A 12,004-nucleotide genomic window follows, 5' to 3' on the forward strand; every position below is an offset into this window, starting at 1 on the left:
GAACTTTCATCACCTAGTTGACGGACATGCCCGGCACACAAAAAAAGATGACTTAAGCGGATTACTCCTTAAGTCATCTTTAAAGGCATTTCGATCTATTTTACACTTTTTCTACGTTAAAAATAGACAGCAAATTATCCTCTTCTAGCGCCGCGGCCACCTCGTTTTGACTCAGTAGCACGTTTTAAACTTGTAAGACGTTCATCACTATCTTTTAAGAATCGTGCCATTTTTTGCTCAAAACTTTCTTTTGTTTGACGATCATTGCGTTCATTTGAACGGTTTTGGTTATCGCGACGTGGACGCTGCGGACGCTCAGGTCTTTCGGCTTGAGGCTTTGCTTTACGAATTGATAAACCAATTTTACCATCCGCTTCAACATTCATCACTTTCACTTCAACAACATCGCCAACTTTTAAATGCTCGTTGATGTCTTTCACATAGTTGTCAGCAACTTCACTAATGTGAACTAAGCCCGTTTTACCGTCTGGCAGTTCAACGAAAGCTCCAAAATTTGTGATTCCTGTTATTTTACCTTGTACTTTGCTGCCTACTTCAATTGACATAAAAAAAATGTTCCTCCTTAAAAATTAAGCGGCATTTACGCCATGTAATCAAATTGTAAAACGTGCTAATGGCTCGCTCGTTTCTCTTTTATTATAGCCAACAAAAAAAGAGTGTCAACAAGACAACTCTTTTTTAGCCGATAGGAAAACACTACATAATTATCAGCATTAGCACAACTAAGAAAGACTTACTACCTAGACTTGGCGACAAGCCAAGCTCTATTGCCTTACTTAAACATCATTATAAATTGATGAACAAGCTTGTCCGTTATTAACCTTGTATTAAACTAAAAATATTTTAATTCACTTTTCGATTACTAATTCGCTTATTTATAACAGTATTATCATACATCTATTATATAAACCTAACTTCCAAATTATTCTTCTTCATCATTCGGAATTGTAAAAATTATTTCGCCTTCCTCAGAAAGGAAATATTCTTTTCGTGCAAGCTTGGCCAAATATTCATCATCCTCAAGCTTGGCAATTTGTAGATTTAACATTTCCTGCTGTTCTTTTACTTTTTCTAATTCTGCAAGAACTTCTTCTTTCTCTTGTTCCTTTTTAGCAATCCTTTGATCCTGTGTAAAAATTGTACTGATTAAAAAATACAATAATACGCCGGCCAAAACACTAAACGCAAGCATTCTTCTTCTAAAAAGTACTTTTTGCTTCTTTGAGACCTTCATTTCTTCATCCGATGCACGGACATAGTCATTTTGAAGCGTTCTAACAGTATTTTGTTTTTGAACCTGTTTATGACGCTTAGCCATATCCGTCACCTCCGGAATTCACTATATTAACATTATACTTGCCATTCAGCTTTTTTTAAAGATGAATCTTCCAAATATTGAGCGAACATTTTTGTACAGTTTATTAAATATCTTGCGAAAAGGAGTTAAGATTATTACAAATACGAACAAAATTAGTGAAATAATCCTATTTAATAACTTGAATACTAATTTGAAAAATAAGAATATCGGCATAAAAATGATAGTAACAATTACTCGCCCGATAAATCGAAAAACAGGTTGGAAAAGAGATTCGTATAAAAAGATACCTGATATTTGAGCAATTGGATCAACTAAACGCCATTCTCCACCCTTTAATAAGTATAAAATATAAAATGTAAGAGCACCTAATAGTGCCCACAGAATTATTTCAAATCCAGTAGAAAACTTCCTCAATAGTGACTTGGGTGATAGAGCGCTAAATAGTACTCTTGTACAATCGACTATCGCGCCCACTAAAACACCACTCGCCATCATCAAAATTATGCTGACAAATTGTTCACTTAGTGTCATCCAAATAATTTATGGAGGAAGCCTTTTGTTAACCCATTTTCATCATCATCATACTGCAATTGTTTTACATTTCCTTCTAACGTTAACAACCCTTTATCAACGTCTAGATGAACGATTTTTAATTCCTCACCACGAATTAGTAAATTTCCTTGACCCGTTTTTACATAAAATTCTTCTTGGTCAAAGCGTTCAATTTCCTTTACTGATGTTACATCCATTCTTTTTCTATTACGAACTGTCACAAGATGATCTCCAGATGTAATAGTATAACGATTACTTTCTTGATGTAGTGTCATATTGTTCCTCCTTTGGTTGGTTTCTTCTTTTCACTTTATGCTGTAAATAAAAGAAGCATGACAACAAATCGTTATCATGCTTAAATATTTTTATATTTTTTTGTCTTAACGAGAGAGATTATTTTATACTAATCTTCATCATCGATAAATTGCGGTTCAATTTTATCGAGTTTCTCTTCTTTCAAAATGGTAAACATTTTCGCTGCCTCTTCTTTTCGGACATTTTCACGCAATTCTTCCACTTTTGCAGTCACCACTTTTTGACCAAAGCGAATGGCTAATTCGTCGCCCACCTTTACTGAAGTACTTGCCTTTGCTACTTTACCGTTAATGGTAATTCTTCCTTGTTCCGCTACCTCTTTTGCTAATGTTCTACGTTTTATTAATCTAGATACTTTTAAGAATTTATCTAAGCGCACTCTAATTCCCCTTTTCTACTTCTTTTGCTGCGTCCCAAAATTTATCTAATTGCTCTAATGTAAAATCGGAAAATGATTTACCACTTTCTTTTACTTTTTGTTCGATAAACTTAAATCTACTAGCAAATTTTTTATTAGCATGAATCATCGCTTCTTCTGGCGATATTTTATAGAATCTTGCAATATTTACTAACGTAAATAATACATCCCCGAATTCATCAGTTCTTGTTTTTTCTGATCCATTTTGAATTTCTTCTCGGAATTCTTTCCATTCCTCTTCAAATTTAGCCCAAACATCTTCTGCATTAGGCCAATCAAATCCCACTTTTGCAGCTTTCTTTTGATAGTTAAAGCTTGTTTGTAAGGATGAGCTCGCTCTGTATTCACCCTTTAGGATAGATCCTTCTTGTTTTCCTTTTTCCTGTTGCTTAATAGCATCCCAATTCGTGACAACTTCCTCCGAACTATTAACAGATATATCCCCAAAGACATGTGGATGACGGCGAATCATCTTTTCGCTTACCGAAGCTAATACTTCCTCTAAGTTAAAATAGCCATTATCTTCACCAATTTGTGCATGTAAAAATACTTGAAGGAGAATATCACCTAACTCCTCCACCATTCCAAAATCATCTTCTTCATCAACAGCTGCTAAAAATTCATGGGCTTCTTCTAATAAGTATTTTTTTAAACTTTCATGGGTTTGTTCTTTATCCCATGGACACCCATTTGGACCTCTTAATGTGGCTACAATTTTTCTAAATGTTGCCCAATCTTTAAGGGCTTCTTCATCGCTAGTTACAGGTGGAACATAGATTGTTGTTAAATTATTTATCTCTACTTCCTGATCCAATTCATATAATGGCACAGTGTTTAAAACTTCTTCTGAGGACCCAGCTGCTGTCACAATTGTTACTGGGTAATCATCTCGATATTTTTCCATTAATGTCAGCTTCACCTCTGATGCGCTGAAAGAGTCATAAACCTGAGCTATTAGTAAGTGAGATCGCATATTCACATCATGGATGGAGAAGGTTGTACCATCAACGAGCTGAAACCCGTCAATTGGATCGATTTTTAAAGATGTAAAAATAGGATCTAGGAAGCTTTGCCCACCTTCAATACTCAGTCGAACTTTCCCTTCCTTTTCAGCAGCAATTAGTAACTGAACTGTTTGTTCCGCCACTAAAGGATGGCCTGATACTGCATAAGTAATAGGATGTTTAAGAGCCTCCTGGATAAGTGTTTCAACTATTTCCTGGTACACAGGTTGAAAGGTATCATGTTTTTCATATATATGATCAAAGCTATTAAATTTGAACCCTTCCTCTTTTAATTCTCTGAGAACGGGATGATCCATTGTTCGAACATAGATTGTATTAGAATCTTTTAATTTTTTATATATGCCAAGCTGTAGCTGATTGATATCCCCAGCGCCTAATCCTAAAATTGTAATTTGATACAACTGTTCCACCTACTTTCTTTTATTTAACCATAATTGATACATAGCCATTCTTTTACCAAAGGGAATTAAAAACCATTCTTTTTCTGCTAGTAATCGAAGTTTTCCGACAACCGTCAAAAATACAAAAGCTCCTATAAAGATTAATGCCATTCCGAAAATAGCTGCTTCCATCCTAGAGTTAATAAATACACTAAATGTTTGTAATAGTCTATCTCCAGTAAGTACAACAAATATCATTGCAAAGCTTGCACTGAATAATTTTATGTAATAATCTATTTTCGCCAATGGATTTGAAATTAACTTGCGAGTATAAATGATTAATAAAATGGCACAGCTATATAATCCAATATTACTCGCTACTGCAGCCCCCATTACATCGATCGTGGGAACAAGAATAATATTTCCGATAGCCTTTAGAAAAATTGCTCCGAGCATGATAAGTACAGGGATTTTTAATTTCCCCATACCCTGTAATATCGCCGTAATCGTCAGGATAATTGATAAAGGAATTATCTGCAAAACACTCATAATCAAAACTTCTGATAGTGCATTCGTTTCAAATAACATCGTGTTTACATAAGGCATTACGATGACTAAACCAACCGAAGCGGCTACTCCAAATAATAACGCGCTCCGATATGTAAGTTGAATAAATGGTAGGGCACTCCTACCATCTTGCTTTTTAGAATGATGCGCAACAAGAGGCACTATTGCTAATGATAAAGAAGATGCGATGACAATACCCAATTGAACAAGGGGCTGGCCACGATCATAAACACCTTTTGTAGCTTGCGCAACAGATTCCTCTATACCTAAGTCAATCATTAACGAATATACCGTAAACGAATCGATCAACTGTAAACAAAGTACGAGCAAGCTACTCATACTTACGCTAATACTTAGCAAAGTAACTTCTTTAATAATAGGCCATCTTTTTTGCCCAATTGCCTTATTCTTTTTAAACAATTCTTTTTTCTCAAGGAATTTAAATAGTAATATGACTCCTGCTATTTCACCAAATACTGTTCCAAAAACCGCTATATTCCCTGCACTATATAATGATTCTGTTGTTTTCATAATCATGACAGTACCAACTAAAATGATGAATACGCGAATAAACTGTTCAAACACTTGAGCATATGCCACAGGTGCCATTTCGCCTTTTGATTGAAAGCTTCCTTTCATCAAAGCTAACACTGGCATAAATAAAGCAACAAATGAACCGGTTTGAATCAACTGTGCAAGCTTTATATCTCCCATAAAACTTGCTAGTAAATTTGCTCCAAAAAATAGTACTGCAAAAAACAGCACTGACAATACCGTTAAATAGTAAAAGATCGTTTGTGAAACAAAGCTTTTCTGTTGTTCCGAATGGTTACTTAACTCAGCCTCTGCTAACATTTTTGAAATGGCTACTGCAAAACCACCAGACGTCCAAACAACGAAAAATGATATGAATGGATATACTTGTTGATAAATATAAAACCCTTGATCACCAACTAAGTTTTGGAAAGGAATACGGTAGATTGCACTTAAAAGTTTCACGACAATTGCTGCAATCGTTAAAAGCAGTGCCCCTCGCATATATCCTCTCATTCCAAAATTACTGGGCATAACTTTTCCTCTTTCTAATTACAAATATAAGCCCATTATATCAAAAACAAACCTCCATACATGATTTCAATCTATGACGATTCTCTTTCAAATAAAATAGGAGTGATTCAAAAGTGGCTTAAAAGCATTCTTTTGAATCACTCCTATTATTAATTTTCCATTTGTTTTGCTAAGAAATTCGCAGCTGTTTCGGCTGCCTTTTGCTCAACTTCCGTTAAGAAATGCACTTTTGAAATTAAGTAAACAGCACCGATTGTATCACCGTTGGATATGATTGGGGCAACACAATAAGATTTTACCTGTTCAAATTGACCTGGAACCAATTCTATATTTGCCTCATTTTTTTCTAAAACGACCGAACGTTGTTTCATAAAATCTTCAGCGAATACAGATAATCGGCGATTCACATATTCCTTCTTTGATACGCCTGCTACCGCAATAATCTCATCACGATCACTAATTAACGCAGGAGTTCCAATCGTTTCATAAAGTGATTCTACATACTCTTTCGCAAATTCGCCTAAATCATTGATAGGCGAATACTTTTTCAAGATAACTTCGCCTTCTCTATCTGTGTAAATCTCTAAAGGATCACCTTCACGGATTCGCATTGTTCTTCTAATTTCTTTTGGAATTACAACACGACCTAAATCATCAATACGTCTGACTATTCCTGTTGCTTTCATGTCTTGCTGCCTCTCTTTCAGTATCAATTTTTCGATTCACTGATAGTATGGTTAGAAATTGGACAATGTATGCAAAAAGTGTATGAAGAGGGGAAAATTCTAATTATTATTTCCACAATAGCTTTTCATTTTAAATGGGCCTCAAATCTTGCTGTTATTAGCTTTCCACTAATTTCTTTTTTGATTTTGCAATTGTTTCAACCATTTTTTCAAGGACATCAAATGGGACATGTTTTCCACATTTTTTTTCGTCTATAGATACAATTAATTTTTGACCATCCATTGTAAAACCGACAGCACGATTAAATTCCATTGAGTCAGATACAATTTTACTTCCATCCACTTTTGCTGTGCCCTCTTCTGATAAATAGATAGAAATTATATTTTGTTTTTCTTTAATTGCTGTTACTCCAGCTTCCGTTGCCCAAACCTTCATTCGTGCGATTCGTAATAACTTTTCTGTTTCCATCGGTAAATTACCAAATCGGTCTAGCAGCTCATCCATTATTTCAGAATAGTCATCAATCCGATCCATTGATTTGATTCGTTTGTACATTTGAATTTTTTGATATCCATCTGGAATATAAGTATCAGGAATATATGCATCCGTATGAAGAATAATTTCAACATCTGCTTTTTCCTCTTGTTTTTCACCACGTCTTTCTTGGATAGCCTCTTCTAGCATTTGAGAGTATAAATCAAAGCCTACAGAGTCTATAAAGCCGTGCTGCTGTGCTCCCAATAAATTTCCTGCACCACGAATTGATAAGTCTCGCATAGCGATTTTAAAACCAGAGCCTAGTTCAGTGAATTCTTTAATTGCTTGTAATCGTTGTTCTGCTACATCCGTTAAAACCTTATCCCGTTGATACATGAAATAGGCATAGGCAATACGATTAGATCGACCTACACGGCCGCGCAATTGGTAAAGCTGTGAGAGACCCATTCGATCTGCATCATGAACGATTAACGTATTTACATTTGGCATATCGACACCTGTTTCGATAATCGTAGTCGTCACCAGAACATCGTATTCCCCATCTAAAAAGTTCAAAATGATAGATTCCAGTTGAGATTCTGTCATTTTCCCGTGGGCATATCCGACTCTCGCTTCAGGGACAAGCATTTGAATTTCTTCCACCTTACGGGACATATCCTCTACTCGATTGTATAAATAGAATGTCTGTCCACCTCTAGCCATTTCGCGTTCAATTGCTTCTCGAACTAATGCTGCACTAAATTCCATTACATAGGTCTGAACTGGGAATCTATTTTGCGGTGGAGTTTCGATTACTGACAAATCCCTAACACCTACCATCGACATATGTAATGTTCTCGGTATCGGTGTTGCCGTAAGAGTTAGTACATCCACATTCGTTTTCAATTGTTTGATTTTTTCTTTGTGGGTTACACCAAATCGCTGTTCTTCATCCACAATCAATAATCCTAAATCGTGGAACACTACATCCTTTGATAAAATACGATGTGTTCCAATGACTATATCTACTGTTCCTTCCTTAAGCCCTTTTAAAGTCTCTGCTTGTTGTTTTTTTGTTCTAAAACGACTAAGAAGACCTACATTTATGGCATACTCCTCAAAACGCTCCTGAATAGACTCGTAATGCTGCTGAGCTAATATCGTTGTTGGGACAAGAAAAGCGACCTGCTTTCCATCCATAATTGCTTTAAAAGCTGCACGGATAGCAACTTCTGTTTTCCCATAACCAACATCCCCACAAACTAATCGATCCATTGGACGTTCTCTTTCCATATCTCGTTTAACTTCAATGATTGTACGTAATTGATCTTCCGTTTCTTCATACTGGAAGGATTCCTCAAAGGAACGTTGCTCATCTGTATCTGGTGAAAAAGCATATCCTTTTTCAGCTTCTCTTTTTGCATAAAGCTTGATTAAGTCATCGGCAATATCTTTAACCGCTGAAGAAACTTTTGCTTTCGTTTTCTTCCATTCAGCCCCACCTAATTTATGTAGCTTCGGTTCTTTTCCTTCTGAAGCAACATACTTTTGGATTAAGTCTATTTGATCTACAGGCACATAGAGCTTATCATCAGCACGATAACGGATATGCAAATAATCTTTATGCGTTCCATTTACTTCTAATGTTTCGATACCAATATATTTCCCGATTCCGTGATGAACATGTACGACATAATCGCCAGGTTTAATTTCTGTGTAACTTTTAATGCGTTCAGCATTGGACATTTTTTGTGGACGAGATTTTTTCCTTTTTGTCTGTTGCTTAAATAGTTCATCATCTGTCACAATCGCAAGACGCTGAAGAGGTAGTTCGAACCCAGATGATAGTGAACCATCTATTAAATAAATTCCTTCTTCTTTTGGATTCCCTATCACACTATCAATATTGTAATCTTCCAATGTGCTTTGTATTTTCTTTAACCTTTCTTCACCATCACCGACAAAAAGAACTGTAAACCTTTCCGACTTCCAACGTTCAATTTCATTTTGTAAAAGAGCAATTTGCCCGTGGAATTGCTGCATCGGCTTACAAGAAAAATTAGTTGTTTTTGAAAATTTAATACCTGCAAATGTTCTTGTAAAAAGGGCAAAATAAATTTTTTGATGATGAATCATTGCAATGATTTCTTTAAATGAAAAAGAAGGCTTCACATCATGGACAATTTTCCCATCCTCTAATAGCTCAATGAACCATCCTTCCTCTTCCTTTTCCCAGGCATCCATTACCTCTTGGATTCGCCCAAGTTCATCAAACATAACAATGCCATCATTAGAAAAATAGTCACCTAAGAAAGTTGGATTCTCATAAAGTAGTGATCCGTACTTCGTTATATGATTTGGAATACTATCTTGACGTAGTAATTCCATATCGAACTGAATATTTTGGTAAAGTGTTTCTTTTATTTCTTGCTTTTTTATTTTTTTCAAACTACTTGCCAATGCTTTTTCCAATCTTTCAGCTAGAGCAATACGTTGATTAGAATTTAGTAGTAAATCTGTAGCAGGCAAGATTTGAACAGTATTTAACTTTTGAATAGAGCGTTGGTCATCAGCCGAAAACTCTCGGATAGAGTCTACTTCCGTATCAAAAAGCTCAATACGAATAGGTGAGGCTGCATAGGGTGGATAAACATCTAAAATTCCCCCTCGTAATGCAAACTCACCTGGTGTCGTAACCATTTGATTTCTTGTATAGCCCATTGAAACTAACTTTGATAGCCATTCTTCAATCTCGAATTCTTCACCAACAGCTGTTTCAAGAAAACTATTTTTCCATTGCTCCTTTGGGGTCATCATTTTCCTCATACCAGCAATAGGAATAACATAGATGCCGACATGATTTTCTACCATATGTCCTAACGTAGCTATACGCTCTGCGCGCAATTCAGGGGATGAAATCGTTGAATCAGCCGCTATAAATTCTTCTGCTGGGTAATAATGAACTAATTCTTCGCCTACTAGTGAAGTTAAATCCTCAACTAGTTTTTGAGCTTGAAGAAGATTAGGAGAGAGTACATATATCGGTTTTTTAAGCTCCTTAAAAAGAGTCTGAATAAATACTGGCCTCGCAGTTCCTGTAAGACCTGTAATTAATTGAGAGTCATATGCTTTATCATTAATTTGTTGGATCAGCCCATTTATATGTTTATCCTGTGAGAATAATTGAAATAAAACGTCCAATGTCATAAACCCCCTTTTCGAAATGATTCGTCCATAATATTTTTATGTATACGCTTATATGAATGACATATGAAGGCGTAAAACGTTAATTTCATAGAATAAGATAAATCTACATGGAAAAAGCCTTGGAAACTCAAAAATGAGTACCAAAGCGTAATTCCTTATTGTAACCATTTTTTAAGCGCATAGTAATCAGGAAATTGACGTAATGAATCTTCACAATGTTCACATATACAGTGTACAGTTGTATGCCCATTTTCATCTTTTTCAATATAATCATCTACTTCTCCTACTTCAAATAAATGAAGCTTCTTAATTGTTTCGTCTGCATCAAATGGTAATGTCCCAATCTCGGTTTCACAATGTCGACAACGATATCGAATTGTCATGAAGACACGTCCTCCTTTTTATACATCGGCAATCCCTATATGTATTCAAAGTATAGACTTCTTTTCAATCATTTATGCATTGTGATTTTTTAACCTACTATGAATTAAATTCACTCATCACGTCTAAAAACTTTTTTGATAGTGATACTTCAACAGCTTTTACGGTTTTTTCTACAGCCTCTTCGATAATTGGATCTTCTTCTTTTGTAAATTTAGAAAGAACGTAATCTGGTACTTTCATTCCTGCAGGAGGTCGACTGATTCCTACACGTATTCGATTAAATTCTTGAGTTCCTAAATGATGAATTAATGACTTTATCCCATTATGACCTCCCGCGCTTCCTTTCTGTCTTAAGCGCAGTTTTCCAACATCTAAGTCTAGGTCATCATAAATAACTATCATATCTTCAATCTCTATATCAAAATAATCCATTATAGGTCGTACACATTCACCTGATAGATTCATATACGTTAGTGGCTTCAGTAACATTACTTTTCCCTCATGTCGATGAATCGTTGCATATAGGCCGTTAAACTTTGATTGATTTAATGGTGCATTCCATTTTTCTGCAAGTGCATCTATACATTCAAAACCTATATTATGACGCGTATGCTCATATTGTTTCCCTGGATTTCCTAATCCTACTATTAATTTCATTCTAATCATCCTTTAATAGCTAATCGTAGGCTAATTTTAACATATACACTATCAATAGCGCATCGATGTTTGATTTATATTTGATGGAGATGTTTAAGAAGTTTGTAAAATTCATTTAAAATTTATCATCTACAAATAGAAAAAATGTATGAGCAATTTTTTTGCCCATACATTTATATGCTAAGCCTGAGATTCAGGTGCATCCGTTGCTTTAATATCCTGATTTTCATTATCGCCTTGACCCGCTGTATCATCAGAAAACACGACTGGCGGTGTAATCGTTACTATAGTATCTTCATCTGCGTTTAAAATTTCATACTGAACTTTATCAGTTAAATCTCGAACAGATAATGATTCACCCATTCCTAATGAAGTTACATCTATCTCAACATGCTCAGGAATTTCAGAAGGTTTTACTTTTATTCGTAATTCTCTTACTGGCTGTGTTAATATTCCACCTTCTTTAACACCTTCTGCATCTCCTGTAGGAACTATTGGAACTTCTACTTCAATCTTTTCTTCCATATTGATTGAAAGGAAATCTACATGCTTTACGATTCCTTTAAGCGGGCATCTTTGGATTTCATGTAAAATGGCATTCACTTTCTTACCTTCAACATTAATTTCAAATACACTTGTTCTACCGTACTTTTGAACAGTTTTTGCCGTCTCTTTGTAGTCTAATACAATTGGCATTGTTTCTGTATTGTAACCATATAATACAGCTGGTAACTTTCCATTACTTCTTAAACTCGTTAGTGATGATCGTGATCCAATATTTCTTCTTGTCGCCTGTAATTCAATACTCATTTTATAAGACCCCTTTTCAGAAAAAAAATTTACACATTTTAGTATGTCTTTTTTTCCGAAAAGCTAAACAAAAAGGTTCTATGTCAAATGTTGGGGTGAAGTGATATTACACGGCACC

The 12,004-nt window shown here is 35.3% G+C and carries 12 protein-coding genes; all 12 read right to left on the reverse strand.

Features of this window, described 5'->3' with window-relative positions; translation table 11 throughout:
* Positions 1 to 134: 134 nt before the first annotated feature.
* The 12 genes from CD30_RS17825 to CD30_RS17880 all read right to left on the reverse strand — a co-directional run bounded on the left by CD30_RS17825 (position 135) and on the right by CD30_RS17880 (position 11,886).
* A complete protein-coding gene (locus CD30_RS17825) occupies positions 135 to 566 on the reverse strand; it encodes a S1 domain-containing RNA-binding protein (protein WP_036180040.1) in 432 nt (143 codons plus the stop codon).
* 377 nt (positions 567 to 943) lie between these two features.
* Positions 944 to 1,339: an FtsB family cell division protein gene (locus tag CD30_RS17830; protein ID WP_036180043.1), complete on the reverse strand. Its 396-nt coding sequence runs from the start codon at positions 1,337 to 1,339 to the stop codon at positions 944 to 946.
* 45 nt (positions 1,340 to 1,384) lie between these two features.
* Complete coding sequence (gene yabQ / locus CD30_RS20765; protein ID WP_052126304.1) at positions 1,385 to 1,870, reverse strand: spore cortex biosynthesis protein YabQ; 486 nt, start codon at positions 1,868 to 1,870, stop codon at positions 1,385 to 1,387.
* Positions 1,867 to 2,166, reverse strand: coding sequence for a sporulation protein YabP (gene yabP, locus CD30_RS17840; protein WP_036180046.1), 300 nt, complete (start codon positions 2,164 to 2,166; stop codon positions 1,867 to 1,869). Before yabP ends, yabQ begins: the two co-directional genes overlap by 4 nt.
* A 128-nt stretch (positions 2,167 to 2,294) precedes the next feature.
* Positions 2,295 to 2,585: an RNA-binding S4 domain-containing protein gene (locus tag CD30_RS17845; RefSeq protein ID WP_036180049.1), complete on the reverse strand. Its 291-nt coding sequence runs from the start codon at positions 2,583 to 2,585 to the stop codon at positions 2,295 to 2,297.
* 1 nt (position 2,586) lies between these two features.
* The gene (gene yabN, locus CD30_RS17850) at positions 2,587 to 4,050 is read right to left on the reverse strand and encodes a bifunctional methyltransferase/pyrophosphohydrolase YabN (protein WP_036180052.1); all 1,464 of its coding nucleotides are present in this window, start codon (positions 4,048 to 4,050) and stop codon (positions 2,587 to 2,589) included.
* Between the two features lie 9 nt (positions 4,051 to 4,059).
* The gene (locus CD30_RS17855) at positions 4,060 to 5,664 is read right to left on the reverse strand and encodes a putative polysaccharide biosynthesis protein (protein WP_036180055.1); all 1,605 of its coding nucleotides are present in this window, start codon (positions 5,662 to 5,664) and stop codon (positions 4,060 to 4,062) included.
* A gap of 149 nt (positions 5,665 to 5,813) precedes the next feature.
* Positions 5,814 to 6,350, reverse strand: coding sequence for a stage V sporulation protein T (spoVT, locus tag CD30_RS17860; RefSeq protein WP_036180059.1), 537 nt, complete (start codon positions 6,348 to 6,350; stop codon positions 5,814 to 5,816).
* 157 nt (positions 6,351 to 6,507) lie between these two features.
* Complete coding sequence (gene mfd, locus CD30_RS17865) at positions 6,508 to 10,029, reverse strand: transcription-repair coupling factor (protein WP_036180063.1); 3,522 nt, start codon at positions 10,027 to 10,029, stop codon at positions 6,508 to 6,510.
* 161 nt (positions 10,030 to 10,190) lie between these two features.
* Positions 10,191 to 10,418, reverse strand: a complete 228-nt coding sequence (locus CD30_RS17870; RefSeq protein ID WP_036180066.1) for an anti-sigma-F factor Fin — start codon at positions 10,416 to 10,418, stop codon at positions 10,191 to 10,193.
* Positions 10,419 to 10,515: 97 nt separating this feature from the next.
* Positions 10,516 to 11,076 (reverse strand): aminoacyl-tRNA hydrolase, encoded by a 561-nt coding sequence (gene pth / locus CD30_RS17875; protein WP_036180070.1) that lies wholly within the window; start codon positions 11,074 to 11,076, stop codon positions 10,516 to 10,518.
* A 180-nt stretch (positions 11,077 to 11,256) separates the two neighbouring features.
* The gene (locus CD30_RS17880; RefSeq protein ID WP_036180073.1) at positions 11,257 to 11,886 is read right to left on the reverse strand and encodes a 50S ribosomal protein L25/general stress protein Ctc; all 630 of its coding nucleotides are present in this window, start codon (positions 11,884 to 11,886) and stop codon (positions 11,257 to 11,259) included.
* Between the last annotated feature and the right edge of the window lie 118 nt (positions 11,887 to 12,004).

This window comes from Ureibacillus massiliensis 4400831 = CIP 108448 = CCUG 49529, assembly GCF_000772965.1.
GTDB lineage: Bacteria > Bacillota > Bacilli > Bacillales_A > Planococcaceae > Ureibacillus > Ureibacillus massiliensis.

What these genes read in the sequence shown, in the direction of transcription:
- CD30_RS17825 (WP_036180040.1), bottom strand. Translation starts at nt 566, where the DNA reads ATGTCAATTGAAGTAGGCAGCAAAGTACAAGGTAAAATAACAGGAATC.
- CD30_RS17830 (WP_036180043.1), bottom strand. Translation starts at nt 1,339, where the DNA reads ATGGCTAAGCGTCATAAACAGGTTCAAAAACAAAATACTGTTAGAACG.
- yabQ (WP_052126304.1), bottom strand. Translation starts at nt 1,870, where the DNA reads ATGACACTAAGTGAACAATTTGTCAGCATAATTTTGATGATGGCGAGT.
- yabP (WP_036180046.1), bottom strand. Translation starts at nt 2,166, where the DNA reads ATGACACTACATCAAGAAAGTAATCGTTATACTATTACATCTGGAGAT.
- CD30_RS17855 (WP_036180055.1), bottom strand. Translation starts at nt 5,664, where the DNA reads ATGCCCAGTAATTTTGGAATGAGAGGATATATGCGAGGGGCACTGCTT.
- spoVT (WP_036180059.1), bottom strand. Translation starts at nt 6,350, where the DNA reads ATGAAAGCAACAGGAATAGTCAGACGTATTGATGATTTAGGTCGTGTT.
- CD30_RS17870 (WP_036180066.1), bottom strand. Translation starts at nt 10,418, where the DNA reads ATGACAATTCGATATCGTTGTCGACATTGTGAAACCGAGATTGGGACA.
- pth (WP_036180070.1), bottom strand. Translation starts at nt 11,076, where the DNA reads ATGAAATTAATAGTAGGATTAGGAAATCCAGGGAAACAATATGAGCAT.
- CD30_RS17880 (WP_036180073.1), bottom strand. Translation starts at nt 11,886, where the DNA reads ATGAGTATTGAATTACAGGCGACAAGAAGAAATATTGGATCACGATCA.